The organism is Comamonas sp. MYb396 (genome assembly GCF_037479555.1).
GTDB lineage: Bacteria > Pseudomonadota > Gammaproteobacteria > Burkholderiales > Burkholderiaceae_C > Comamonas.
In genome coordinates, this window is record NZ_JBBGYU010000005.1 from 321,565 (window position 1) to 346,314 (window position 24,750).

Below are 24,750 nucleotides of genomic sequence, written 5' to 3' on the forward strand. Positions count from 1 at the left end.
AAAAGCGTGTGCTGATTGTGATTGGCTGAGGAAACAAGCGTGGACAAGATGCGTGCAGTCGAGATCACCGCCTTTGGTGATCCGCAGGTGTTGAAGCTGGGAGAGCGTTCTGTGCCGCAGGCGGGGCAGGGCGAGCTGTGCATTCGCGTGGTCGCCAGTGGTGTGAACCGCCCCGATGTGATCCAGCGCAAGGGCCATTACGCGCCGCCTCCGGGTGCTTCGGACCTGCCGGGTCTGGAAGTGGCCGGTGTGGTGGTGGCGGGAGACACGGCGGCCATGGCCGAGCAGGGTCTCAAGCTGGGTGACCGCGTATGCGCGCTGGTGGCCGGTGGTGGCTATGCCGAGTACTGCGTGGCTCCCGTGGCCCAGTGCCTGCCGGTGCCCGAGGGCTTGTCGGATGTCGAGGCCGCTTGTCTGCCCGAGACCTTCTTCACGGTCTGGAGCAATGTGTTTGACCGGGGTGCGTTGCAGCCCGGTGAGACCTTGTTGATCCAGGGCGGCAGCAGCGGCATTGGTGTGACGGCGATCCAGCTGGCCAAGGCCTTTGGTGCCAAGGTGATCGTGACCGCAGGCTCTGATGAGAAATGCCAGGCTTGCCTGGCCTTGGGTGCTGACGAGGCCATCAACTACCGCAGCCAGGATTTTGTCGCCGAAGTGGCGCGCATCACCGCTGGCAAGGGTGTGGATGTGATTTTGGACATGGTGGCGGGCGACTATGTGGCCCGCGAGGTCGAGGCGCTGGCCGAAGATGGCCGCCTGGTCATCATTGCCGTGCAAGGGGGCATCAAGGCCGAGTTCAATGCCGGCTTGGTGCTGCGCCGCCGTCTGCAGATTACCGGCTCGACCCTGCGTCCGCGTCCTGTGGCCTTCAAGGCGGCGATTGCCCAGGCTTTGCAGGCCAAGGTCTGGCCATTGCTGGCAGCGGGCAAGGTGCGCCCCATCATCCACAGCCAATTCCCGGCCGCACATGCCAGTCAGGCCCATGCGCTGATGGAATCCAACCAACATATCGGCAAGATCGTGCTGACCTGGGATCAATTGTGAAAAAACTGATTGCTGGAAACTGGAAGATGAACGGCAGCCTGGCTGCCAATGAAGCCTTGCTGGGCGAGCTGCTGCAAGGCCTGGGCCAACCGGGCTGTGATGTGGCGGTGGCGGTGCCTGCTGTCTATATGGGCCAGGTGCAGGCTTTGCTGCAAGGCTCGGCGATTGCGCTGGCTGCGCAGGATGTGTCGGCGCACGATGGCGGTGCCTACACCGGTGAGGTGTCGGCGCCGATGCTGCGTGACTTTGCGGTGCGCTACGCACTGGTCGGCCACTCCGAGCGCCGCCAGTACCACGGCGAAACCGATGCCCTGGTAGCGACCAAGGCGCAAAAGGCCCTGGCTGCCGGCATCACGCCGATTGTCTGCGTGGGCGAGACCCTGGCGGAGCGCGAAGCCGGCCAGACCGAAGCGGTGGTCAAGCGCCAGTTGGCAGCGGTGATCCATGCGGTGGGTGCTTGCGTGAGCGAAATCGTCGTGGCTTATGAGCCGGTCTGGGCCATTGGCACGGGCAAGACGGCCAGCCCCGAGCAGGCGCAGGCCGTGCATGCTGTATTACGCGCGCAACTGGCAGCGGCCAGCACGCAGGCTGCCAAGGTGCCGGTGCTGTATGGTGGCAGCATGAATGCGGGCAATGCCGAGCAGTTGCTCGCCCAGCCCGATATTGATGGTGGACTGATCGGTGGCGCTTCGCTGAAGGCCCAGGATTTTCTGAAAATTATTGCTGCAGCTGCTTGAGGGCAAGCGGCTGCTGGCGACGACCAAGTTTGATAAAAGGGTAGATGATGGTAACGATTCTGTTGACGATTCAAATGCTGGCAGCACTGGTCATGATTGGCCTGGTGCTGGTGCAGCATGGCAAGGGTGCCGATGCGGGTGCTGCCTTTGGCAGCGGCAGCAGCGCGGGCAGCCTGTTCGGTGCTTCCGGTAGCGCCAACTTCCTCTCGCGCAGCACCGGCGTGCTGGCGGCGGTGTTCTTTGCCGCAACCTTGGCGCTGGCCTACCTGGGCAATGTCCGTCCGACCTCGGCCGGTAGTGTGCTCGAAGGCCCTGCTGCGACGATCCCGCAGTCGAGCGCCCCGGTGGATGCGACCATTCCTCCTGCGTCGACCCCTGCGCCTGCTGCAGCCCCTGCGGCACCCGCCGCTGGCGCGGATGCCTCGGTGCCTGCCGCTGGCGCTGCTGCACCTGCTGCCGATGCTTCCGTGCCTGCTGCTGCACCGGCCGCAGCGGCTGAGCCAGCACAGCCTGCTGGCAAATAACTCAACTATTTGAAAAGAATCCCTGAAGTCAGGGTTTTTACAGAGTAGAATCTGAGTCTGTCTGGTGAGCAGATTGTTTCAAAAGCAATCGGTGCTTGCCAGACAAGTCAAATCAGCCGTCGTGGTGAAATTGGTAGACACGCTATCTTGAGGGGGTAGTGGCGAAAGCTGTGCGAGTTCGAGTCTCGCCGACGGCACCAACACAATAAAAGGCCTGCCTGGGTCGCGTCTTGTGCTTACCTGGGTTGGCTCCTGCGGTGAGTAGACATCAAGATGAGCCTCGAACAATACCTCCCGGTCCTTTTGTTTATCCTGGTGGGAGCAGGCGTTGGCCTTGGCCCACTGGTCATAGGCTACATCCTCGGACCCAATCGCCCGAACGCGGCGAAAAACTCCCCTTACGAATGCGGCTTTGAGGCCTTTGAAGACGCGCGCATGAAATTCGATGTGCGCTACTACCTCGTCGCCATTCTTTTCATTCTCTTCGACTTGGAAATTGCGTTCCTCTTCCCATGGGCGGTTTCGCTGCATGAAGTGGGAATGCCTGGTTTTATCGCGGTTCTCGTGTTCTTGGCCATTCTGGTGGTGGGTTTCGCCTATGAATGGAAAAAGGGCGCGCTGACCTGGGAATAACCGGAAATCAAAAAGGTACACGATGATTGAAGGTGTGTTGGAGAAAGGCTTTGTCACCACGAGCTACGACTCGGTGGTGAACTGGGCCAAGACCGGGTCGATCTGGCCCATGACGTTTGGTTTGGCATGCTGCGCCGTCGAAATGATGCACGCGGCCGCTGCGCGTTACGACATTGGCCGCTTTGGCGCCGAAGTCTTCCGTGCCAGCCCGCGCCAGGCTGACTTGATGATTGTGGCTGGCACCTTGTGCAACAAGATGGCCCCGGCCATGCGCAAGGTGTACGACCAGATGGCCGAGCCGCGTTGGGTGATCTCGATGGGATCCTGCGCCAACGGTGGTGGTTACTACCACTACAGCTACTCGGTGGTGCGCGGTTGCGACCGCATTGTGCCGGTGGATGTGTATGTGCCAGGCTGCCCGCCCACGGCAGAAGCGCTGATCTACGGCATCATCCAGCTGCAGCAAAAAATCCGCCGCACCCACACGATCGCGCGCGCCTAGGAGTTGGAATGAGTGTAGAACTGATACAGCCTAGCGTGCTGCAAGAGACCATCGCCCGCGTGCTGGGCGACAAGGCGCGCTCGGTGACCCTGGCGCTGGGTGAAGTGACCGTGGAGGTCTCGGCCTCGAACTACCTGCAAGCCATGCAGCTGCTGCGCGATGCGCCCGAATGCAAGTTCGAGATGCTGATGGACCTGTGCGGCGTGGATTACTCCGCATACAAGGACGTGGGCACCGATGGCCCACGTTTTGCCGTGGTCTCGCACCTGTTGTCGATCAGCCTGAACCAGCGCCTGCGTGTGCGCGTGTTCTGCCAGGACGACGATTTCCCGGTGCTCGACACCCTCAGCCAGCTCTGGGCTTCGGCCAACTGGCTCGAGCGCGAAGCTTTTGACCTGTTCGGCATTGTCTTTGAAGGCCATGACGACCTGCGCCGCATCCTGACCGATTACGGCTTTATCGGTCACCCCTTCCGCAAGGATTTCCCGCTGACGGGCCATGTGGAGATGCGCTACGACGCCGAGCAGGCACGCGTGATCTACGAACCCGTGACGATCGAGCAGCGCGAGATCACGCCCCGCATTATTCGTGAAGACCATTACGGAGGCCTGCACTGAGGCGCTCTGACCTCACGATGAAGAACCATGGCTGAAATCAAAAACTACACACTCAACTTCGGTCCCCAGCATCCTGCAGCACACGGCGTGCTGCGTTTGGTGCTGGAGCTCGATGGTGAAGTGGTGCAACGTGCAGACCCGCATATCGGCCTGCTGCACCGCGCCACCGAGAAACTGGCGGAGAGCAAGACCTTCATCCAGTCGCTGCCCTATATGGACCGCCTGGATTACTGCTCGATGATGAGCAACGAGCACGCCTACTGCCTGGCTATCGAAAAGCTGCTGGGCCTGGAAGTGCCGATCCGCGCGCAATACATCCGCGTGATGTATTCCGAGATCACCCGCATCATGAACCACCTGATGTGGCTGGGCTCCTCGGGCAATGACGGCGGCAGCTCGACCATTCTGATCTACGCCTTCCGCGAACGTGAAGACCTGATGGACATGTACGAAGCCGTCTCCGGCGCGCGCATGCACGCGGCGTACTTCCGTCCGGGTGGCGTGTACCGCGACCTGCCAGAGAGCATGCCGCAGTACAAGGCCAGCAAGGTGCGCAATGCCAAGGCCATCGAGCAGATGAACAGCAACCGCCAAGGTTCGCTCATCGACTTCATCGATGACTTCACGGCGCGCTTCCCCAAGTGCGTCGACGAATACGAAACCCTGCTGACCGACAACCGCATCTGGAAGCAGCGCAATGTGGGCATCGGCGTGGTTGACATCGACCGTGCGATGAACCTGGGCCTGACCGGCCCGATGCTGCGCGGCTCGGGCCTGGCCTGGGACATGCGCAAGTCGCAGCCCTACGAAGTCTATGACCGCATGGATTTCGACATTCCTGTGGGCAAGACCGGCGACTGCTATGACCGCTACCTGGTGCGCATCGCCGAGATGCGCGAGTCCAACCGCATCATCAAGCAGTGCGTGGACTGGCTGCGTGCCAACCCCGGTCCGGTCATCACGGGCAACCACAAGGTGGCGCCTCCCGATCGCGAAGCCATGAAGTCCAACATGGAAGAGCTGATCCACCACTTCAAGCTGTTCACCGAAGGCTTCAAAGTGCCCGAGGGCGAGGCTTATGCATCGGTGGAGCACCCCAAGGGCGAGTTTGGCATCTACCTGATCAGCGATGGTGCCAACAAGCCTTACCGCCTGAAGATTCGTCCACCAGGATTTGTGCATCTCTCGGCGCTCGACGAAATGAGCCGTGGCCACATGCTGGCCGATGCCGTGATGGTGCTGAGCACCTTGGACATCGTGTTTGGAGACGTTGACCGATGATTACCGAAGCAACAAAAGCACGCTTTGCCCGCGAAGTTGCCAAGTATCCGGCAGAGCAGAAGCAGTCGGCCGTGATGGCTTGCCTGTCTATCGTGCAGCAGGAGCAGGGCTGGGTGAGCCAGGAGAGCGAGGCGGTGATCGCCGAGTTCCTGGAGATGCCCGAGATCGCCGTGCATGAAGTGACCACCTTCTACAACATGTACAACCAGCACCCGGTGGGCAAGTACAAGTTGAGCGTGTGCACCAACCTGCCTTGCCAGCTGCGTCGCGGCCGCGAGGCGCTCAAGCACCTGGAAGACAAGCTGGGCATCAAGATGGGTGATACCACCGCCGATGGCGTGTTCACCATCGAGCAATCGGAATGCCTGGGCGCCTGCGCCGATGCACCGGTGCTGCTGGTCAATGACCGCCACATGTGCAGCTTCATGGACAACGAAAAGCTGGACCAGCTGATGACCGGCTTGCGCGCAGCGGAGGACACCAAGTGACGACAGCCGCTCAAATTCTGTCGCAGTTCCAGGCCACCGGCGTGGAAACCTGCTTCCACGACCGCCATATCGAACCCCAGATCTATGCAGGTCTGGATGGCACGAACTGGTCGATCAAAGACTACGAGGCGCGCGGCGGCTACCAGGCCCTGCGCAAGCTGCTGGGCAAGGACGGTGGCGAGGGTCTGACCCAGGACCAGGTCATTGCCACGATGAAAGAGTCGGGCCTGCGCGGCCGCGGCGGCGCTGGCTTCCCCACCGGTCTGAAGTGGAGCTTCATGCCCCGCAACTTCCCCGGCCAAAAGCACCTGGTGTGCAATTCGGACGAGGGCGAGCCTGGCACTTGCAAGGACCGCGACATCCTGATGTTCAACCCGCATATCGTGATCGAAGGCATGGCCATCGCCGCGTATGCCATGGGCATCTCGCTGGGCTACAACTACATCCACGGCGAAATCTTCCAGGTCTACGAACGCTTTGAAGCGGCGCTGGAAGAGGCGCGTGCGGCAGGCTACCTGGGTGACAACATCCTGGGCAGCAGCTTCAGCTTCGAGCTGCATGCGCACCATGGTTTTGGCGCCTACATCTGCGGCGAAGAAACCGCCTTGCTCGAATCGCTCGAAGGCAAGAAGGGCCAGCCCCGCTTCAAGCCGCCATTCCCGGCCAGCTTTGGTCTGTATGGCAAGCCCACGACGATCAACAACACCGAGACCTTTGCGGCCGTTCCCTGGATCATCCGCAACGGTGGCCAGGCCTACCTGGAATGCGGCAAGCCCAACAACGGCGGCACCAAGATCTTCTCGGTCAGCGGTGACGTGAACAAGCCCGGCAACTACGAAGTGCCGATGGGTACGCCGTTCTCCACCTTGCTGGAGCTCGCCGGCGGTGTGCGCACCGGCCGCAAGCTCAAGGCCGTGATCCCTGGTGGATCGTCGGCCCCTGTGCTGCCAGCGGACATCATGATGGCCTGCACGATGGACTATGACTCCATCTCCAAGGCCGGCTCGATGCTGGGCTCGGGCGCCGTCATCGTGATGGACGACTCGCGCGACATGGTCGAGAGCCTGCTGCGCCTGTCCTACTTCTACCAGCACGAGTCCTGCGGACAGTGCACCCCTTGCCGCGAAGGCACGGGCTGGCTGTGGCGCATGGTCGACCGCATCCAGCACGGCCACGGCCGCGCCGAGGATCTGGACAAGCTGGACTCGGTAGCCGGCAACATCATGGGGCGCACGATTTGCGCATTGGGCGATGCGGCAGCGATGCCGGTGCGCGCAATGATCAAGCATTTCCGCCATGAATTCGAAGCAAAGATCAACGCTGCTGAAAAGCAGACCGCTGCTTCTTCCTGATCGCGAGTGAGCATATGGTTGAAATTGAAATAGACGGTCAGAAGGTCGAGGTCGCGGAAGGCAGCATGGTCATGCACGCGGCCGATGCGGCGGGCAAGTACATCCCTCACTTCTGCTACCACAAGAAACTGTCGATCGCGGCGAACTGCCGTATGTGCCTGGTGGACGTCGAGAAGGCGCCCAAGGCCATGCCTGCCTGCGCCACGCCCGTGACGCAGGGCATGATTGTGCGCACCACCTCGGACAAGGCGGTCAAGGCCCAGCAATCGGTGATGGAGTTCCTGCTCATCAACCACCCGCTGGATTGCCCGATCTGCGACCAGGGCGGTGAATGCCAGTTGCAGGACTTGGCTGTGGGCTACGGTGCCAGCAGCTCGCGCTACGAAGAAGAAAAGCGCGTGGTCTTCCACAAGAACGTGGGCCCGCTGATCTCGATGGAAGAGATGAGCCGTTGCATCCACTGCACCCGCTGCGTGCGCTTCGGTCAAGAAGTCTCGGGCATCATGGAGCTGGGCATGGTCAACCGCGGCGAGCACGCCGAGATCACCACCGTGGTGGGCGATACGGTGGACTCGGAGCTGTCGGGCAACATGATCGACATTTGCCCCGTGGGTGCGCTCACGAGCAAGCCTTTCCGCTACAGCGCCCGTACCTGGGAGCTGTCGCGCCGCAAGTCGGTCTCGCCCCATGACTCCACCGGTGCCAACTTGATCGTTCAGGTCAAGAACAACAAGGTGATGCGCGTGGTGCCGTTCGAGAACGACGCCGTCAACGAATGCTGGATTGCCGACCGTGACCGCTTCTCCTACGAAGCGCTCAACGGTGAAGAGCGCCTGACCGCGCCGATGATCAAGCAAGGCGGCCAGTGGCTCGAAGTGAGCTGGCAAGCTGCGCTGGAATATGTGGCCAATGGCATCAAGAGCGTGCAACGCGACCATGGCGCCAGCGCCGTGGGTGCGCTGGTCAGCCCGCACAGCACGCTCGAAGAGCTGTTCCTGGCTGGTGAGCTGGTGCGCTCGCTGGGCAGCCAGAACGTGGACTACCGCCTGCGCAACGCCGATTTTGCCAAGGCAGAAGGCGTGCGCTGGCTGGGCCGCTCGATCGCCTCGCTGTCGGACCTGAACACGGCCTTGATCGTGGGCTCGAACGTGCGCAAGGAGCATCCGCTGTTTGCACAGCGTATCCGCCAGGCCGCCCGCAAGGGTGCGGTGGTGACCGCGATCCAGTCCAAGGCTTTTGATCTGGCGATTCCGCTGGCCCACCAGGTGATCACACCTGCTGCGCAGTGGGCCTATGCGCTGTCCTCCGTGGCAGCGGCCCTCGCCCAGTCCAAGGGTGTGGAAGCGCCGAACAACGCCGGTACCGTGACGCCCGAGTCCATCGAGATTGCCCGCGCGCTGCAAAACGGCGAGCAAAAGGCCATCCTGCTGGGCAATGCCGTCGCGCACCATGCACAAGCGAGCACCTTGCTGTCGATCGCCAACTGGATTGGCGCGCAGACCGGTGCCACCGTCGGCTTCCTGACCGAAGCGGCCAACACCGTGGGCGCGCAATGGGTGGGTGCTGTGCCCCAGGCCCATGGCATGCACGCTGGCGAAATGCTCGCCGGTGGCGTCAAGGCGGCCATCTTGCTCAACTGCGAACCCGCGTTCGACACGGCCGCTGGCAGCCAGGCGCTGCAAGGCTGCGAGATGGTGGTGAGCCTGAGCCCGTTCAAGGCCAACATGGACATCGCCGATGTGCTGCTGCCGATCGCGCCGTTCACCGAGACCTCGGGCTCGTTCGTGAATGCCGAAGGTCGTGTGCAGAGCTTCCACGCCGTGGTCAAGCCACTGGGCGATACCCGTCCGGGCTGGAAGGTGCTGCGCGTGCTGGGCAATCTGCTGGATGTCGCAGGCATGGCCTTTGATTCGTCGCAGGACGTGCTGGCCGTGGCCACTGGCTCGCAAGGCCAGGTGCCTGCCGAGCTGCTGTCCAACAGCACCAAGACCAACATGGCCGTGTCGGCACCTGCAGGCCAGGAGCCGGTGGTGGCCAGCATCTACCAACTCGATGGCATCGTGCGTCGCGCGCCGTCGTTGCAAATGACGGCGGATGCCCGCCAATCCTCGGAGGTGGTGGCAGCATGATCGACGCAATCTACAACGGCGGTCTGACCCTGATCGCAGCAGAGTGGTGGGCGACCCTGGTCTGGCCCGTGATCTGGAACCTGGTCAAGATCCTGTGCATCGTCTTGCCTTTGATGGGCGCGGTGGCTTACCTGACCCTGTGGGAGCGCAAGCTCCTGGGCTTCATGCAAGTGCGTTATGGCCCCAACCGGGTCGGCCCTTTTGGTCTGCTCCAGCCTCTGGCCGACGGCCTCAAGCTGATGACCAAAGAAATCATCACGCCGACAGCGGCAAGCTCGGGCCTCTACCGCCTGGGCCCGATCATGGCCATCATGCCTGCGCTGGCAGCCTGGGTGGTCATCCCCTTCGGCCCCGATGTGGCGCTGGCCAATGTGAATGTGGGCCTGCTGCTGGTGATGGCGATTACCTCGATCGAAGTCTATGGCGTGATCATCGCCGGCTGGGCATCGAACTCCAAGTACGCTTTCCTGGGCGCGCTGCGCGCATCGGCCCAGATGGTGAGCTATGAAATCGCGATGGGCTTCTGCTTCCTGGTGGTGATCATGGTCACCGGCAGCATGAACCTGACCGAGATCGTGCTGGCCCAGGGCAAGGGCATGATGGCATCGTCGGGTGCCAGCATCCTGTCGTGGAACTGGCTGCCACTGTTCCCGATGTTCATCGTCTACCTGATCTCGGCCGTGGCTGAGACCAACCGCCACCCCTTTGACGTCGTCGAAGGCGAAGCGGAAATCGTGGCCGGTCACATGGTGGAGTATTCGGGCATGGGCTTTGCCGTGTTCTTCCTGGCCGAGTACGCGAGCATGTGGCTGGTGTCCATCCTGGCCGTGATCATGTTCCTGGGCGGCTGGTTGCCACCGTTCGATTTCCTGTCCTTCATCCCGGGCTGGATCTGGCTGGCTGCCAAGACCTTCCTCGTGGTGTCGATGTTCATCTGGATTCGCGCTACTTTCCCACGTTTCCGCTATGACCAGATCATGCGTCTGGGCTGGAAGATCTTCATCCCCGTCACCCTGGTGTACCTGGTCTTTGTCGGCGGCTGGTTGCTGTCGCCATGGAACATCTGGAAATAAGCGGAGGAATACAACATGACTACTGCAGTTTCTCCCCGCTCTTTCTCGGTGAAGGATTTCTTCAAGAGCTTCATGCTCTGGGAATTGATGAAGGGCATGGCCCTGACCGGCCGCTACACCTTTGCGCGCAAGATCACGGTCCAGTTCCCCGAAGAGAAGACGCCGCTGTCGCCCCGTTTCCGTGGCCTGCACGCGCTGCGCCGCTACGAAAACGGCGAAGAGCGTTGCATTGCCTGCAAGCTGTGCGAAGCCGTCTGCCCTGCGATGGCGATCACGATCGAGTCCGATGTGCGTGATGACGGCTCGCGCCGCACCACCCGCTATGACATCGATCTGACCAAGTGCATTTTCTGTGGCTTCTGTGAAGAAAGCTGCCCCGTTGACTCCATCGTGGAAACCCAGATTCTGGAATACCACGGAGAAAAGCGCGGCGACCTGTACTTCACCAAGGAAATGCTGCTGGCCGTGGGCGACCGTTACGAACCTGAAATTGCTGCAGCCAAGGCTGCGGACGCAAAGTACCGCTAACGCGGCACTTGGAGACTGATCGAAAAGAGCCCCACATGGATGTCACAACTGGTTTTTTCTATCTGTTCTCGGTAGTGCTGCTGTATGCGGCATTCCGAGTGGTTACTGCTCCAAATCCGGTGCACGCTGTGCTGCACCTGATGTTGGCGTTTTCTCAGGCGGCCGGTATCTGGTTGCTGCTCAAGGCTGAGTTCCTGGCCATCGTGCTGGTGATGGTCTACCTGGGCGCCGTGATGGTGCTGTTCCTCTTCGTGGTGATGATGCTGGATATCCGCATCGACCAGCTGCGCAAGAGCTTCTGGAAGAACTTCCCGCTCGCTGCAGTGATCTTTGCCATCGTCGCATTCGAGATGGGGGTGGTGCTGATCGGCGGCTTCAGCGCCATCGACGCGCCCAAGGCCATCCCAGCGGTGGTGGATGCGGCTGGCAAGGTGGTGCCTTACAGCAACGTCAAGGCGCTGGGCACCATGCTCTACACCGAGTATCTGTTCCCTGTGCAAGTGGCTGCGGTCATCTTGCTGGTGGCGATGATTGCCGCGATTGCCCTGACCCTGCGCCAGCGCAAGGATTCCAAGGCCATCGATGCATCGCTGCAAGTGCGCGTGCGTGCTTCGGATCGCCTGCAATTGGTCAAAGTCGAAGCGAGCAAGCCCGCTGCCCCTGTGGTGCAGCCTGCCGCTGAGGTCGAGGAGAAGAAGGTATGACGCTCACTCTGGGTCATTTTCTGACGTTGGGCGCGATGCTGTTCGCGCTGTCCGTGGTCGGTATCTTCTTGAACCGTCGCAACCTGATTGTGCTGCTGATGGCCATCGAGTTGATGCTGCTGGCAGTGAACACGAACTTTGTCGCCTTCTCCCACTACCTGGGAGACATGCACGGCCAGATTTTCGTGTTCTTCATCCTGACCGTTGCGGCGGCGGAGTCGGCAATTGGTTTGGCAATCTTGGTGTTGCTGTTCCGTAACAAGTCCACCATCGATGCGGAAGATCTCAACTCCCTGAAGGGTTGAGGCACCAATACTTGCAAGGTTAAGAAGAATGAGTCAAACCCTTTCTGCTTCAACACTGTTGGCGGTGCCTCTGGCGCCCCTGGCAGGATCTTTGCTGGCAGGCATTTTCGGTACCGCCCTGGGCGGCAACCGCATCGGCCGCGTTGGCAGCCGCACGCTCACCATCCTGGGTGTGTTCATTGCCTTCGTCATCTCTGCGATGACGTTCCAGAGCGTGGTGTTTGAAGGCGCGACCTTCAACCAGACGCTCTACACCTGGATGACCGTCGGGTCGCTGAAGATGGAGATCGGTTTCATGATCGACTCCATCACCGCGATGATGATGTGCGTGGTGACCTTTGTGTCGCTGATGGTGCACATCTACACGATGGGCTACATGGCGGAAGACGACGGCTATGACCGTTTCTTCTCGTACATCTCGCTGTTCACCTTCTCGATGCTGATGCTGGTGATGAGCAACAACCTGCTGCAGCTGTTCTTCGGCTGGGAAGCGGTGGGCCTGGTGTCGTACCTGCTGATCGGTTTCTACTTCAAGAAGGAAACCGCGATCTTCGCCAACATGAAGGCCTTCGTGGTCAACCGTGTCGGTGACTTCGGCTTCATCCTGGGCATCGGCCTGATCGCTGCCTACACCGGCACGCTGAACTACACCGAAATCTTCGCCAAGACCAATGAGCTGAGCGGCATGACCTTGCCGGGCTCGACCTGGTCGCTGATGACGGTGATCTGCATCTGCCTGTTCATCGGTGCGATGGGCAAGTCGGCCCAGTTCCCGCTGCACGCCTGGCTGCCCGATTCGATGGAAGGTCCTACCCCCATCTCGGCACTGATCCACGCGGCCACCATGGTGACCGCCGGCATCTTCATGGTCTCGCGCATGTCGCCGCTCTATGAGCTGTCTGACGCAGCCCTGAACTTCATCCTCGTGATCGGCTCGATCACCGCGCTGTTCATGGGTATCCTGGGCATCATCCAGAACGACATCAAGCGCGTGATCGCGTACTCCACGCTGTCGCAGCTGGGTTACATGACCATCGCACTGGGCGTGTCGGCCTACTCGGTGTCGGTGTTCCACCTGATGACGCACGCGTTCTTCAAGGCACTGCTGTTCCTCGGCGCGGGCTCGGTCATCATGGGCATGCACCACAACCAGGACATCCGCTGGATGGGTGGCGTGCGCAAGTACATGCCCATCACCTGGATCACCTTCCTGCTGGGTAACCTGGCACTGATCGGTACGCCGTTCTTCTCGGGCTTCTACTCGAAGGATGCGATCATCGAAGCGGTGCACGCCTCGAACCTGCCTGCCGCCGGCTTTGCCAACTTTGCCGTGCTCGCTGGCGTGTTCATCACTGCGTTCTACTCGTTCCGCCTGTACTTCATCGTGTTCCACGGTAAAGAGCGTTACGACCAGAACCCCGATGCCCACCATGACGACCACCACGCGCACGACGACCACCACGGCCATGGCCACGATGCCAAGCCGCATGAGTCGCCATGGGTGGTGACCCTGCCGCTGGTGCTGCTGGCGATTCCTTCGGTGGTGATCGGTGCGATTGCGCTGATGCCGATGCTGTTCGGTGACTTCTTCAAGGGCGTCATCTATGTCGATGGCAGCAAGCACGGCGCGATGGCCGAGCTGGCCGAGAAGATCCACGGCTGGATCCCGATGGCACTGCATGGCTTCACCGCTGCGCCGTTCTGGCTGGCGCTGGCCGGTGTGGTGACCTCCTATGTGTTCTACATGGTCAAGCCCGAGATTCCTGCCGCCATCAAGCGCATGAGCGAGAAGGTCGGCCTGTACCAGGCACTGGAAGGCAAGTACGGTGTGGACTGGGTCTATGAAAACATCTTCGCCCGCGGCTCGCGCGTGCTGGGTGGCGTGTTCTGGAAGGTGGGCGACCAAGGCCTGATCGACGGCCTGCTCGTCAACGGTTCCTGGAAGCTGGTGGGCCGCATCTCCGCCCTGGTGCGCTGGCTGCAGACGGGTTATGTGTACCACTACGCATTGGTCATGATTCTGGGTATCTTCCTGGCCATGACGTACTTCGTGCTGCTCAACAAGTAAGGAAGAAGAAAAATGGGATTGTTGAGTCTTGCAATTTGGACGCCCATCGTCTTTGGTACGGTCCTGCTGGCCTTTGGCAAGCAGGAGCAGGCCAAGATGGTGCGCTGGATCGCACTGGTCGGTGCGCTGATAGGCCTCTTGGTCACCTTGCCGCTGTACACCGGCTTCCAGCTGGGTACGTCGGCGATGCAGTTCGTCGAGAAGGCGTCCTGGATTCCACGCTTTGGTATCAACTACTACCTGGGCGTCGATGGCATCTCCTTCTGGTTTGTGCCGCTGACCGCCTTCATCACGGTGATCGTGGTGCTGGCGTCCTGGGAGTCGATCACCGAGCGCGTGAACCAGTACATGGGCGCGTTCCTGATCCTGTCGGGTCTGATGATCGGTGTGTTCTCGGCACTGGACGGTCTGCTGTTCTACGTGTTCTTTGAAGCCACGCTGATCCCGATGTACCTGATCATCGGTATCTGGGGCGGCCCGAACCGCATCTACGCAGCGTTCAAGTTCTTCCTGTACACGCTGATGGGTTCGCTGCTGACCCTGATCGCGCTGCTGTACCTGTACACCAAGGCCGGTAGCTTCGAGATTCTGGCCTGGCACCAGCTGCCGCTGACGATGACCGAGCAGACCTTGATCTTCTTTGCCTTCTTCGCTGCGTTTGCCGTGAAGGTGCCGATGTTCCCGGTCCACACCTGGCTGCCCGACGTTCACGTCGAAGCGCCTACCGGTGGTTCTGCCGTGCTGGCCGCGATCATGCTGAAGCTCGGTGCCTATGGTTTCCTGCGTTTCTCGATGCCCATCGCGCCTGATGCGTCGCACGAATGGGCCTGGCTCATCATCGCGCTGTCGCTGATCGCCGTGATCTATGTGGGTCTGGTGGCGATTGTGCAGAAGGACATGAAGAAGCTCGTGGCTTATTCGTCCGTCGCACACATGGGCTTTGTGACCCTGGGCTTCTTCATCTTCAATGACATCGGTGTCATGGGTGGCCTGATGCAGATGATTGCCCACGGCTTTGTGTCGGGCGCGATGTTCCTGTGTATCGGTGTGCTGTACGACCGCGTGCATTCGCGTGATATCGCTGCCTACGGCGGCGTGGTCAACACCATGCCCAAGTTCGCCGCCTTTGCGCTGCTGTTTGCGATGGCCAACTGCGGCCTGCCAGGCACCGCCGGTTTCATCGGTGAGTGGATGGTGATCATGGGCGCCACCAAGTTCAACTTCTGGATTGGTGTGCTGTCGGCTACCGCGCTGATTCTGGGCGCTGCCTACACGCTGTGGATGTACAAGCGCGTGTACTTCGGCCCAGTGACCAATGACCATGTGCGCGAGCTCAAGGACATCGGTTGCCGCGAATTCCTAATCCTGGGCATCTTGGCTGCTGCCGTGCTGATCATGGGTGTCTACCCTGCGCCGTTCACCGATGTGATGGGTGCCTCGGTGGCCGACCTGCTCAAGCATGTCGCTGCGTCCAAGCTGTGATGGTCGGACAGAATTGAGAGACTTGAGATGATTGATAACATCAGCTGGCTGGCTATCTATCCTGAAATCGTGCTGTTGGTGATGGCCTGCGTCATCACCATCGTGGACCTGGGCGTCAAGAGCGCAGGGCGCACGCTCACCTACATTCTGTCGCTGCTGACCCTGGTGGTCGTGGCGGTGATCACCGGTATCTATGCCAGCAATGGCAATACCTTCTACGCCTTTGGCAACATGGTCGTCTCCGACGCCATGGGCAACTGGCTCAAGTGCGCTGCGGCCATCGCGATGGCTGTGACCCTGGTGTACGGCCGTGGTTACTCGCGTGACCGTGGCATGCTCAAGGGCGGGGAGTACTTCATCCTGTCGCTGCTCGCCTTGCTGGGCATGAACGTGATGATCTCGGGCAACAACTTCCTGATCATCTACCTGGGCCTGGAGCTGCTGACCCTGTCGAGCTACGCGCTGGTCTGCCTGCGCCGTGACAACACCGCGGCGGTGGAAGCGGGCATGAAGTACTTTGTGCTGGGCGCGATGGCCTCGGGTTTCCTGCTGTACGGCCTGTCGATGATCTACGGCGCCACCGGCTCGCTCGATATCGGTGAAGTGTTCAAGGCGGTGAACTCCGGTCTGATCCGCCACCAGGTGCTGGTCTTCGGTCTGGTGTTTGTGGTTGCTGGCCTGGCCTTCAAGCTGGGTGTGGTGCCTTTCCACATGTGGGTGCCTGACGTCTACCAAGGCGCACCCACGGCCATCACGATGATCGTGGGCGGCGCGCCCAAGCTGGCAGCTTTCGCGATCGTGATCCGCCTGCTGGTGGACGGCCTGCTGCCGCTGGCCTTTGACTGGCAACAGATGCTGGCCGTGCTGGCCATCCTCTCGCTGCTGATCGGTAACCTGGCCGCTATTGCACAGACCAATATCAAGCGCATGCTGGCCTACTCGACCATCTCGCAAATGGGCTTTGTGCTGCTGGGTCTGATGTCCGGCGTGGTCAATGGCAATGTCGAAGCGGCCACCGCTGGCAACGCCTACAGCGCCTCGATGTTCTACGTCGTGAGCTATGTGCTGACCACCCTGGCCACGTTCGGTGTGGTGCTGCTGCTGGCCCGTGAAGGCTTCGAGAGCGAAGAGATCGCCGACTTTGCCGGTCTGAACCAGCGCAGCCCGCTGTACGCTGGCGTGATGGCAATCTGCCTGTTCTCGATGGCTGGTATTCCTCCGCTGGTGGGCTTCTACTCGAAGCTGGCCGTGCTGCAGGCGCTGGTGGCTTCGGGCAGTGGCCTGTACATTGCGCTGGCGGTGTTCGCGGTGATCATGTCGCTGATCGGCGCCTTCTACTACCTGCGCGTGGTCAAGGTCATGTACTTTGACAAGCCCATCACCGCCGCCAAGGTGCATGCACCGCTGGACGTGCGTGCCGTGCTGGTCGTCAATGGCGCGCTGGTGCTGATCCTGGGCATCATGCCCGGCGGTCTGATGAAGCTGTGCTCTGACGCCGTGCTGCGCGCACTCGCCAGCTAAGCGGCTCGGCAACCGAGCCTGACAAAGCCCGCATGTCTATCACTGCATCCATCTGGTTGGTGATCGTGGCGGGCTTTGTTGCGGCCAATCTGCCGTTTCTGAACCAACGCATCCTGGCCGCGGGGCCCCTGTGCCATGACGGCAGCAGTGCCGGCAAGGCCCTGTGGATCCGCCTGGTTGAGCTCGTCGTGCTGTACTTCCTCATCGGGGCCTTTGCGATGCTGCTCGAAGGCCGTGCCGGCCAGCGCAGCAGCCAGGGCTGGGAGTTCTATGCGGTCACCGGCACCTTGTTCCTGACCTTTGCCTTCCCCGGTTTTGCCTACCAGTACCTGCTGCGCAAGGTGAGCCGAGCGGGGTGAGCCTGTGAGGGTCTTCAACCTGCGCTGCCCCTTGGGCCATATCTTTGAGGGCTGGTTCGCCTCGGACGCCGCGTTCGAGCAGCAACAAAGCCAGGGCTGGCTCAGCTGCCCGATGTGCAACTCGCACGAGATCGTCAAAGGCCTGAGCGCGCCGCATCTGGCGCGCAAATCCAATTCCCTGGCCCCAGCGGCGCCTGCTGCGCAACCTTCATCCAGCGCAGCCCCTGCACAGCCTGGTAGCGCGCCGGCTGCGTCCTCGCCGTCCCAGGCCCCTCATAGCCCGCTCAGCGATACCCAGCGCCTGCAACAGGCCTGGCTGGAGCTGTCGCGCCAGATCGTAGCCAACACCGACGATGTGGGCAGCGGCTTTGCCGACCTGGCCCGGCAGATGCATGAGGGCGAGGTCGATGCCCGCCCGATCCGGGGCACTGCCACCCCCGAGGAGCAGCGCGCCTTGGTCGATGAGGGCATCGATGTGCTGCCCTTGCTGCTGCCCGAAGCGAGCAAGCACCGCCTGCAATAGGCTTTATCTGTCGCCTTGGCAGCAGCCGGCCTGGCTGGCATGCTGCAGTGCCGATGATGCACAGCGCGTATGAATGGGCCGGGGCAGGGCCTGTGCATTGTCGCCCGTGCTTGATTTTGATGACAAAAAGACGACCACTTGTCCCTCAGGTGACTATCAAAAAGTGAGCGCATAAAGCCCACGGGTTAACGCGTACGCAGCCTCACCTACAGGCTTTCCCCAGTGTTGCGTTGCAGTATTCTTTCCTAGTATTGGCAGCATCGAAGCGGCGTGCATTTCCAACCCGGAATAGGCGCCGCGCTTTTTTCCAGCGAAGCGGTGCGGTGCCCATGAGTGATGTCATTCTTCAAACCCGAGATCTCACCAAGGAGTTTCGGGGATTCACAGCAGTCAGCAATGTCAACCTGTCGGTGCAGCGGGGCTCGATCCATGCGCTGATCGGCCCCAATGGGGCCGGCAAGACGACATGCTTCAACCTGCTGACCAAGTTTCTGACGCCCACCAAGGGCATCATCCATTTCAACGGCACGGACATCACCAGCGAAGAGCCGGCGCAGATTGCCCGCCGGGGGGTGATCCGCTCCTTCCAGATCTCGGCGGTGTTCCCGCACCTGAGCCTGATGGAGAACGTGCGCATCGCCTTGCAGCGCAAGCTGGGCACGTCCTTCCACTTCTGGAGCAGCGAGCGCACCCTGGACAAGCTCAATGGCCGCGCCGTGGCCTTGCTCGAAGAGGTGGGCCTGGCGCACCTGGCCGACGAGATCACCTTGAACCTGCCTTATGGCCAAAAGCGTGCGCTCGAGATTGCCACCACCTTGGCGATGGAGCCCGAGCTGATGCTGCTCGATGAGCCCACCCAGGGCATGGGCCACGAGGACGTCGAGCGCGTCACCCAGCTGATCAAGAAGGTGTCGGCCGGCCGCACCATCTTGATGGTCGAGCACAACATGAAGGTCATCTCGACGATTGCAGACCGCATCACGGTGCTGCAGCGCGGCGCGATCCTGGCCGAGGGCGACTACCAGACGGTGTCGCAGAACCCCCAGGTGATGGAAGCGTATATGGGAACCACCGACGGCCAGCTGCAGGGAGCGCACTGACATGAATGAGAAAAACGGAGTGCCTGCACTGGAGATCAGCGATCTGCACGCCTGGTATGGCGAGTCGCATGTGCTGCATGGCGTGAACATGCGCGTGATGCCGGGCGAGGTGGTGACCCTGCTGGGCCGCAATGGCGCGGGCCGCACATCGACGATGCGTGCGGTGATGGGCCTGACCGGAGCGCGCAAGGGCTCGATCAAGATCCATGGCGTCGAGACCATCCAGATGCCCACGCACAAGATTGCGCATCTGGGCCTGGGTTACTGCCCGGAAGAGCGCGGCATCTTTGCCAGCCTCTCCTGCGAAGAGAACCTGATGCTGCCGCCGGACCTCAAAACCGGCTCGGCCGGCATGTCGGTCGAAGAGATCTACGAGATGTTCCCCAACCTGGCAGAGCGCCGCCAAAGCCAGGGCACGCGCCTGTCGGGCGGCGAGCAGCAGATGCTGGCAGTGGCCCGCATCCTGCGCACCGGCGCCAAGCTGCTGCTGCTCGATGAGATCTCCGAAGGCCTGGCCCCCGTCATCGTGCAGGCGCTGGCCCGCATGATCGTGAGCCTGCGCGCCAAGGGCTACACCGTGGTGATGGTCGAGCAGAACTTCCGCTTTGCCGCGCCCCTGGCCGACCGCCTCTATGTGATGGAACATGGCCAGATCGTCGAGCAGTTCAGCGCCGACGAGCTCGAAGGCAAGATGCCTTTGCTCAACACCTTGCTGGGGGTCTAGCCTCCCACTTTTTTGCAACCCTGGCGCAGCGCAGACTGCCGCCATGTATTGAGAACAGATATTTTTTAGGAGACAAGATGAAAGCAAAGCTCAAAGCCATTGCCCAGGTGGCATGTTTGGTCGCCCTGTCCGCAGGCGCTGCCCAGGCACAAGAAAAGGTGAAGATCGGCTTCATCACCGACATGTCCAGCCTCTACGCTGATGTGGAAGGCAAGAACGGCGCAGTCGCGATCCAGATGGCCATCGATGACTTCGGTGGCAAGGTGCTGGGCCAGCCCATCGAGATGGTCTCGGCCGACCACCAGAACAAGGCCGACATCGCCGCCTCCAAGGCGCGCGAGTGGATCGATACCGCAGGCGTGACCATGCTGTTTGGCGGCACCAACTCCGGCACGGCGCTGGCCGCTGCCAAGGTGGCCCAAGAGAAAAAGCGCGTCTACTTCAACAGCGGCGCGGGCTCATCGGCACTGACCAATGAGCAATGCAGCCCCTATACCGTGCACTATGCCTATGACACCGTGGCGCTGGCCAAGGGCACCGGCGGCGCGGTGGTGGACCGTGGCGGCAAGTCCTGGTTCTTCCTGACGGCCGACTACGCGTTTGGCCACTCGCTGGAAGCGGACACCACGGCCGTCATCAAGGCCAAGGGCGGCCAGGTGCTGGGCTCGGTGCGCCACCCGCTCAACGCGTCTGACTTCTCGTCCTTCCTGCTGCAGGCACAAAGCTCCAAGGCCCAGATCCTGGGCCTGGCCAATGCCGGCGGCGACACCATCAATGCCATCAAGGCCGCGCGTGAGTTCGGCATCAACAAGACCATGAAGACCGCTGGCTTGCTGGTCTTCCTCTCCGACATCCACAGCATGGGTCTGAAGAACACCGAAGGCCTGCTGCACACCACCAGCTGGTACTGGGACCTGAACGACGAGACGCGCAAGTTCGCCGACAAGTTCTTCGCCAAGACCAAGCGCATGCCCACCGATCTGCATGCGGCGGACTACTCGGCCACGATGAACTACCTGAAGGCTGTCGAAGCCGTCAAGACCACCGATGCCGACAAGGTCATGGCCTACCTGAAGAGCACGCCGCTGAACGACTTCTACGGCAAGGGCGTGATCCGCCCCGATGGCCGCTATGCGCACGACATGTACCTGGTCGAAGCCAAGTCGCCTGCCGAATCCAAGAAGCCCTGGGATTACCTGAAGGTTCTGTCCACCTTGCCTGCGGACCAGGTCTGGACGACCAAGGCCGAATCCAAGTGCGCGCTCTGGAAGTAAGCACCGCTCACACCTAACCTGCGTCTTTGCTGCTGGCTGCAGCTGCCCGCCATCGCTGATGGCCCAGGTCGCAAAAGCAGCGGCATGACGCCAGGCCTGTTGTGTTCATTCACTGACTCGTGAGCTTTTCATGGAAATTTTTGGTATCTCATTACCGGCCTTGATGAGCCAGCTGCTGCTGGGTCTGGTCAATGGCTCGTTCTATGCCATTCTCAGTCTGGGATTGGCCGTGATCTTTGGCCTGCTCAACGTGATCAATTTCGCCCACGGCGCTTTGTTCATGCTGGGGGCCATGTTCACCTGGATGGCGGCATCCTACTTCCAGGTCAATTACTGGGTGATGCTGCTGCTGTCGCCGATTCTGGTGGGCATCATCGGGGTGTTGATAGAGCGCTTTTTGCTGCGCCATATCTACAAGCTCGACCACCTCTACGGCCTGCTGCTGACCTTGGGTCTGTCGCTGCTGATCGAGGGCGTGTTCCGCTCGATCTACGGTGTCTCGGGCCTGGGCTACGACACACCCGAGCTGCTCGAAGGCGCCACCAATGTCGGCGTGATGCTGCTGCCCAACTACCGCATGTGGGTGGTGGTGGCCTCGCTGATCGTCTGCTTTGCCACCTGGTATGTGATTGAGAAAACCCGCCTGGGCGCCTACCTGCGTGCCGGCACCGAGAACCCCCGTCTGGTCGAGGCTTTCGGTGTCAACGTGCCGCTGATGATCATGCTGACCTATGCGTTTGGCGTGGGCCTGGCCGCCTTTGCCGGCGTGCTGGCAGCGCCCGTCTACCAGGTCACGCCGCTGATGGGCCAGAACCTGATCATCACCGTGTTCGCGGTGGTGGTGATCGGTGGCATGGGCTCCATCATGGGCGCCATCGTCACCGGTCTGGCACTGGGCGTGATCGAAGGGCTGACCAAGGTCTTCTACCCAGAAGCCTCGGCCACCGTCGTGTTCGTGATCATGGTCATCGTGCTGCTGGTGCGCCCGGCTGGCCTGTTTGGCAAAGCGAAGTGAGGTGAGGGGATGAATTCCAAGAAGTTTGCCAAACTGGGGTATGGGTTGCTGCTGCTCGGCATGATCGCTGCGCCGTTCATGGGGGCCTACCCTGTGTTCGTGATGAAGCTGATGTGCTTTGCGCTGTTCGCCTGTGCGTTCAATCTGCTGCTGGGCTACACCGGTCTGCTGTCCTTTGGCCATGCCGCCTTCTTTGGTGGTGCGGCCTATGTCACCGGCCATGCGATCAAGGTCTGGCACCTGACGCCGGAGCTGGGCATTTTGTTCGGCGTGGTGTTCGGCGCCTTGCTGGGTGTGGTGTTTGGCTGGCTGGCCATTCGCCGCCAGGGGATTTATTTCTCGATGATCACCTTGGCGCTCGCCCAGATGCTGTTCTTTGCCTGCCTGCAAATGCCCTTTACCGGTGGTGAGGACGGCCTGCAAGCGGTGCCGCGCGGCAAGCTGTTTGGCGTGCTGAGCCTGGAGAGCGACTGGACCATGTACTACGTGGCCCTGGCCATCGTGGTGCTGGCCTTCCTGCTGATCATGCGCACGGTGCATTCGCCTTTCGGCCAGGTGCTCAAGGCCCTGAAGGAAAACGAGCCGCGTGCCATCTCGCTGGGCTACGACGTCAACCGCTTCAAGCTGCTGGCCTTTGTCATCTCGGCTGCACTGGCCGGTCTGGCCGGTTCGCTCAAGACCGTGGTGCTGGGCTTTGCGACCTTGACCGACGTGCACTGGACGGCATCGGGCCAGGTCATCCTGATGACCTTGGTGGGTGGCCTGGGCCTGCTGTCGGGCCCGATCGTGGGCTCGGCCGTGATCGTTGCGCTGGAGAACAAGATCGGCGATATCGGCACCTGGCTGTCGCGCCTGACCGGCGTCGAGTGGTTCAACACCTTGGGTGAGTCGGTGACCATTGTGACCGGCCTGATTTTTGTGATCTGCGTGCTGGCGTTCCGCCGCGGCATCATGGGCGAGTTGATCGCCTTCATGGACCGCAAGAAGAAATAGCGGAGGCTTGCAGACCCGCCCAAGTCAAAGGCCTGCATTGCGCAGGCCTTTGTTTTTGGGCAGGGGCGGAAAGATTTACTTCCAGAGCTTGCAGGTGCTTTCGGCCTTGGTGGTCCAGACTTCGTCGGGGCTGAGCGTCTTGAGTACCTTGAAGTAATCCCAGGCGCCCTTGGATTCGGCCGGGGCCTTGACCTGCATCAGGTACATCTCATGCGCATAGCGGCCATCGGGGCGGACAACGCCCTTGGCATAGAAGTCCGACAGGGGCTCGGCCTTCAGCGCGGCCATCACCTTGTCCGAATCGGTGGACTTGATGCGGTCGGCCGTCTTCAGGTAGGTCATCATTGCCGAGTAATCGGCCGCCTGCAGCGAGGTGGGCATCTTCTTGAACTTCTCGAAGAAGCGGTCCGAGAACTTGCGGCTTTCCGGGTTCAGGTCCCAGTGCCAGCTGTCGGTGAACATCAGGCCTTCGGTCTGCTTGAGCCCCAGGCTGTGGATGTCCGAGCTGAACAGCAGCATGCCGGCGAGCTTCATGGTCTTGGTCACGCCAAACTCGCGCGCGGCCTTGATAGTGTTGATGGTGTCGCCACCGGCATTGGCCATCGCCAGAATCTGGGCCTTGGAGCTTTGCGCCTGCAGCAGGAAGGATGAGAAATCCGAGGCATTGATCGGGTGCCGCACGGCGCCCACCACGCGGCCACCTGCGGCCTTGATCACCTTGGTGGTATCGGCCTCCAGCGCATGGCCAAAGGCGTAGTCTGCTGTCAGAAAGAACCAGTCCTTGTCGCCCAGCGCCACAATGGCGCCGCCGGTGCCCTTGGCCAGGGCCACGGTGTCATAGGCGTAATGCACGGTGTAGGGGCTGCACTGGTCATTGGTCAGCGCCGAGGTGCCCGAGCCGTTGACGATGATAAGGCGCTTTTTCTCCTCGGCCACCTTGGCCATCGCCAGGCCGGTGCTGGAGGTGGTGCCGCCCACCAGCATCTGCATATCGCGCTGGTCAAACCACTCGCGTGCCTTGGAGGCGGCCAGGTCGGCCTTGTTCTGGTGGTCGGCCACCATCAGCTCCACCGGCTTGCCCAGCAGCTTGCCGCCAAAGTCATCAATCGCCATCTGCAAGGCCAGCGCCCCGCCCTTGCCATCGACATCGGCATAGACGCTGGACATGTCGGTGATGAAGCCGATCCGCACCTTGTCTTGCGCCAGCGCACCTTGGGCGAGCAGGGCCAGCACACAGCCAGCGGCAGCGGCCGCAATCGCGCGTCGCCGGTGCGGCCGGGCAGAACGCAAAGAGGGCATTGCAGGAACATTCATCGGAAGGTCTCCTTGTTCAAATAGACAGGCGTGCAGTGCGGCTGCCAGGTGCGGCGCACCCGTGGGCTGCTGCGCCCCGATGGTTGCAGGCTGCCTGGCGCGCGCCTACTGGGGTAAGCACCAGCGCGGCGCAAAAAACGGGGCTGCGCGCGGCGCGAAGCGGCTATACTGCTCGCAGCTCCGGGGTGTGCGAAAGCGCTGAGATGCCAAAGGCAGTTGCAAGACTGCTGAGTAGTGAACCCGACGAACTTGATCCGGTTCATGCCGGCGGAAGAAGAGCGGGACCCTGAAAGCACAGCGGTGGAAGGCAGGCAGCGTTGCATGGCACGCGTCTGCGGCCACCTGCCACGCACACCCCAGGCGCCTCGCGCACTGGGGTTTTGTCTTTTTTGGGGACGACACCTGTCAGCGCGCAACAGGTGCCGCCATGGCCACCTAACAGCGGCCCTGGCACCACGCA

24 protein-coding genes, 1 tRNA gene and 1 pseudogene are annotated in these 24,750 nt (G+C 61.3%); 25 read left to right on the top strand and 1 reads right to left on the bottom strand.

Annotated features, from left to right (window positions below; all coding sequences use genetic code 11):
* Positions 1-48 precede the first annotated feature (48 nt).
* From WH265_RS14035 to WH265_RS14155, 25 genes and pseudogenes are all read left to right on the top strand, one after another.
* Positions 49-1,044 (top strand): NAD(P)H-quinone oxidoreductase, encoded by a 996-nt coding sequence (locus WH265_RS14035; RefSeq protein WP_027011293.1) that lies wholly within the window; start codon positions 49-51, stop codon positions 1,042-1,044.
* Entirely contained in the window at positions 1,038-1,781 is a 744-nt protein-coding gene (gene tpiA, locus WH265_RS14040) for a triose-phosphate isomerase (RefSeq protein ID WP_339558744.1), read from the top strand. Before WH265_RS14035 ends, tpiA begins: the two co-directional genes overlap by 7 nt.
* A 47-nt stretch (positions 1,782-1,828) precedes the next feature.
* Positions 1,829-2,218: pseudogene (secG, locus tag WH265_RS14045) on the top strand (preprotein translocase subunit SecG); the annotation flags it as partial.
* 202 nt (positions 2,219-2,420) lie between these two features.
* Positions 2,421-2,505 (top strand) — tRNA-Leu (locus WH265_RS14050).
* Positions 2,506-2,578: 73 nt separating this feature from the next.
* Entirely contained in the window at positions 2,579-2,938 is a 360-nt protein-coding gene (locus WH265_RS14055) for an NADH-quinone oxidoreductase subunit A (protein ID WP_021028557.1), read from the top strand.
* Between the two features lie 22 nt (positions 2,939-2,960).
* Complete coding sequence (locus WH265_RS14060; protein ID WP_021028558.1) at positions 2,961-3,440, top strand: NuoB/complex I 20 kDa subunit family protein; 480 nt, start codon at positions 2,961-2,963, stop codon at positions 3,438-3,440.
* Positions 3,441-3,448: 8 nt separating this feature from the next.
* A complete protein-coding gene (locus WH265_RS14065) occupies positions 3,449-4,057 on the top strand; it encodes an NADH-quinone oxidoreductase subunit C (RefSeq protein WP_021028559.1) in 609 nt (202 codons plus the stop codon).
* Positions 4,058-4,084: 27 nt separating this feature from the next.
* Entirely contained in the window at positions 4,085-5,338 is a 1,254-nt protein-coding gene (locus tag WH265_RS14070) for an NADH-quinone oxidoreductase subunit D (protein ID WP_312986895.1), read from the top strand.
* Complete coding sequence (nuoE, locus tag WH265_RS14075; protein ID WP_021028561.1) at positions 5,335-5,826, top strand: NADH-quinone oxidoreductase subunit NuoE; 492 nt, start codon at positions 5,335-5,337, stop codon at positions 5,824-5,826. The genes WH265_RS14070 and nuoE overlap by 4 nt, the downstream gene beginning before the upstream one ends.
* Positions 5,823-7,178: an NADH-quinone oxidoreductase subunit NuoF gene (gene nuoF, locus WH265_RS14080; protein WP_021028562.1), complete on the top strand. Its 1,356-nt coding sequence runs from the start codon at positions 5,823-5,825 to the stop codon at positions 7,176-7,178. The genes nuoE and nuoF overlap by 4 nt, the downstream gene beginning before the upstream one ends.
* Before the next feature lie 14 nt (positions 7,179-7,192).
* Positions 7,193-9,307 (top strand): NADH-quinone oxidoreductase subunit NuoG, encoded by a 2,115-nt coding sequence (gene nuoG / locus WH265_RS14085; RefSeq protein WP_339520480.1) that lies wholly within the window; start codon positions 7,193-7,195, stop codon positions 9,305-9,307.
* Positions 9,304-10,380 (top strand): NADH-quinone oxidoreductase subunit NuoH, encoded by a 1,077-nt coding sequence (nuoH, locus tag WH265_RS14090; RefSeq protein ID WP_339558683.1) that lies wholly within the window; start codon positions 9,304-9,306, stop codon positions 10,378-10,380. Before nuoG ends, nuoH begins: the two co-directional genes overlap by 4 nt.
* Before the next feature lie 15 nt (positions 10,381-10,395).
* On the top strand, positions 10,396-10,908 hold the full coding sequence (gene nuoI / locus WH265_RS14095) for an NADH-quinone oxidoreductase subunit NuoI (RefSeq protein WP_021028565.1): 513 nt from the start codon (positions 10,396-10,398) through the stop codon (positions 10,906-10,908).
* Between the two features lie 35 nt (positions 10,909-10,943).
* Positions 10,944-11,612 (top strand): NADH-quinone oxidoreductase subunit J, encoded by a 669-nt coding sequence (locus tag WH265_RS14100; RefSeq protein ID WP_021028566.1) that lies wholly within the window; start codon positions 10,944-10,946, stop codon positions 11,610-11,612.
* Positions 11,609-11,917, top strand: coding sequence for an NADH-quinone oxidoreductase subunit NuoK (gene nuoK, locus WH265_RS14105; RefSeq protein WP_021028567.1), 309 nt, complete (start codon positions 11,609-11,611; stop codon positions 11,915-11,917). The genes WH265_RS14100 and nuoK overlap by 4 nt, the downstream gene beginning before the upstream one ends.
* Positions 11,918-11,945: 28 nt before the next feature.
* The gene (gene nuoL / locus WH265_RS14110; RefSeq protein ID WP_021028568.1) at positions 11,946-13,985 is read left to right on the top strand and encodes an NADH-quinone oxidoreductase subunit L; all 2,040 of its coding nucleotides are present in this window, start codon (positions 11,946-11,948) and stop codon (positions 13,983-13,985) included.
* A gap of 12 nt (positions 13,986-13,997) precedes the next feature.
* On the top strand, positions 13,998-15,467 hold the full coding sequence (locus WH265_RS14115) for an NADH-quinone oxidoreductase subunit M (protein WP_339558684.1): 1,470 nt from the start codon (positions 13,998-14,000) through the stop codon (positions 15,465-15,467).
* Between the two features lie 27 nt (positions 15,468-15,494).
* Complete coding sequence (nuoN, locus tag WH265_RS14120; protein WP_021028570.1) at positions 15,495-16,988, top strand: NADH-quinone oxidoreductase subunit NuoN; 1,494 nt, start codon at positions 15,495-15,497, stop codon at positions 16,986-16,988.
* Between the two features lie 32 nt (positions 16,989-17,020).
* Positions 17,021-17,347: a DUF2818 family protein gene (locus WH265_RS14125; protein ID WP_027011294.1), complete on the top strand. Its 327-nt coding sequence runs from the start codon at positions 17,021-17,023 to the stop codon at positions 17,345-17,347.
* A 4-nt stretch (positions 17,348-17,351) separates the two neighbouring features.
* Positions 17,352-17,870, top strand: coding sequence for a DUF1178 family protein (locus WH265_RS14130; RefSeq protein ID WP_339558685.1), 519 nt, complete (start codon positions 17,352-17,354; stop codon positions 17,868-17,870).
* 329 nt (positions 17,871-18,199) lie between these two features.
* Positions 18,200-18,970 (top strand): ABC transporter ATP-binding protein, encoded by a 771-nt coding sequence (locus WH265_RS14135; RefSeq protein ID WP_021028573.1) that lies wholly within the window; start codon positions 18,200-18,202, stop codon positions 18,968-18,970.
* Position 18,971: 1 nt separating this feature from the next.
* Positions 18,972-19,694 carry an ABC transporter ATP-binding protein gene (locus WH265_RS14140; RefSeq protein WP_021028574.1) on the top strand — a complete coding sequence of 241 codons (723 nt, stop codon included), beginning with the start codon at positions 18,972-18,974 and terminating at the stop codon, positions 19,692-19,694.
* A gap of 77 nt (positions 19,695-19,771) precedes the next feature.
* Complete coding sequence (locus WH265_RS14145; protein WP_021028575.1) at positions 19,772-20,968, top strand: ABC transporter substrate-binding protein; 1,197 nt, start codon at positions 19,772-19,774, stop codon at positions 20,966-20,968.
* A 130-nt stretch (positions 20,969-21,098) separates the two neighbouring features.
* The gene (locus WH265_RS14150) at positions 21,099-21,983 is read left to right on the top strand and encodes a branched-chain amino acid ABC transporter permease (protein ID WP_021028576.1); all 885 of its coding nucleotides are present in this window, start codon (positions 21,099-21,101) and stop codon (positions 21,981-21,983) included.
* Between the two features lie 9 nt (positions 21,984-21,992).
* Complete coding sequence (locus WH265_RS14155) at positions 21,993-22,976, top strand: branched-chain amino acid ABC transporter permease (protein WP_116925917.1); 984 nt, start codon at positions 21,993-21,995, stop codon at positions 22,974-22,976.
* A gap of 75 nt (positions 22,977-23,051) precedes the next feature.
* Here WH265_RS14155 and WH265_RS14160 read toward each other — a convergent pair whose 3' ends face one another.
* Positions 23,052-24,275: an ABC transporter substrate-binding protein gene (locus WH265_RS14160; RefSeq protein ID WP_339558746.1), complete on the bottom strand. Its 1,224-nt coding sequence runs from the start codon at positions 24,273-24,275 to the stop codon at positions 23,052-23,054.
* Positions 24,276-24,750: the final 475 nt, after the last annotated feature.

Bases quoted from the DNA above. Each gene is read 5' to 3' on its own strand.
- WH265_RS14035 (WP_027011293.1), top strand. From the start codon at position 49: ATGCGTGCAGTCGAGATCACCGCCTTTGGTGATCCGCAGGTGTTGAAG.
- WH265_RS14055 (WP_021028557.1), top strand. From the start codon at position 2,579: ATGAGCCTCGAACAATACCTCCCGGTCCTTTTGTTTATCCTGGTGGGA.
- WH265_RS14060 (WP_021028558.1), top strand. From the start codon at position 2,961: ATGATTGAAGGTGTGTTGGAGAAAGGCTTTGTCACCACGAGCTACGAC.
- WH265_RS14065 (WP_021028559.1), top strand. From the start codon at position 3,449: ATGAGTGTAGAACTGATACAGCCTAGCGTGCTGCAAGAGACCATCGCC.
- WH265_RS14070 (WP_312986895.1), top strand. From the start codon at position 4,085: ATGGCTGAAATCAAAAACTACACACTCAACTTCGGTCCCCAGCATCCT.
- nuoE (WP_021028561.1), top strand. From the start codon at position 5,335: ATGATTACCGAAGCAACAAAAGCACGCTTTGCCCGCGAAGTTGCCAAG.
- nuoG (WP_339520480.1), top strand. From the start codon at position 7,193: ATGGTTGAAATTGAAATAGACGGTCAGAAGGTCGAGGTCGCGGAAGGC.
- nuoH (WP_339558683.1), top strand. From the start codon at position 9,304: ATGATCGACGCAATCTACAACGGCGGTCTGACCCTGATCGCAGCAGAG.
- nuoI (WP_021028565.1), top strand. From the start codon at position 10,396: ATGACTACTGCAGTTTCTCCCCGCTCTTTCTCGGTGAAGGATTTCTTC.
- WH265_RS14100 (WP_021028566.1), top strand. From the start codon at position 10,944: ATGGATGTCACAACTGGTTTTTTCTATCTGTTCTCGGTAGTGCTGCTG.
- nuoK (WP_021028567.1), top strand. From the start codon at position 11,609: ATGACGCTCACTCTGGGTCATTTTCTGACGTTGGGCGCGATGCTGTTC.
- nuoL (WP_021028568.1), top strand. From the start codon at position 11,946: ATGAGTCAAACCCTTTCTGCTTCAACACTGTTGGCGGTGCCTCTGGCG.
- WH265_RS14115 (WP_339558684.1), top strand. From the start codon at position 13,998: ATGGGATTGTTGAGTCTTGCAATTTGGACGCCCATCGTCTTTGGTACG.
- nuoN (WP_021028570.1), top strand. From the start codon at position 15,495: ATGATTGATAACATCAGCTGGCTGGCTATCTATCCTGAAATCGTGCTG.
- WH265_RS14125 (WP_027011294.1), top strand. From the start codon at position 17,021: ATGTCTATCACTGCATCCATCTGGTTGGTGATCGTGGCGGGCTTTGTT.
- WH265_RS14135 (WP_021028573.1), top strand. From the start codon at position 18,200: ATGAGTGATGTCATTCTTCAAACCCGAGATCTCACCAAGGAGTTTCGG.
- WH265_RS14140 (WP_021028574.1), top strand. From the start codon at position 18,972: ATGAATGAGAAAAACGGAGTGCCTGCACTGGAGATCAGCGATCTGCAC.
- WH265_RS14145 (WP_021028575.1), top strand. From the start codon at position 19,772: ATGAAAGCAAAGCTCAAAGCCATTGCCCAGGTGGCATGTTTGGTCGCC.
- WH265_RS14150 (WP_021028576.1), top strand. From the start codon at position 21,099: ATGGAAATTTTTGGTATCTCATTACCGGCCTTGATGAGCCAGCTGCTG.
- WH265_RS14155 (WP_116925917.1), top strand. From the start codon at position 21,993: ATGAATTCCAAGAAGTTTGCCAAACTGGGGTATGGGTTGCTGCTGCTC.
- WH265_RS14160 (WP_339558746.1), bottom strand. From the start codon at position 24,275: ATGCCCTCTTTGCGTTCTGCCCGGCCGCACCGGCGACGCGCGATTGCG.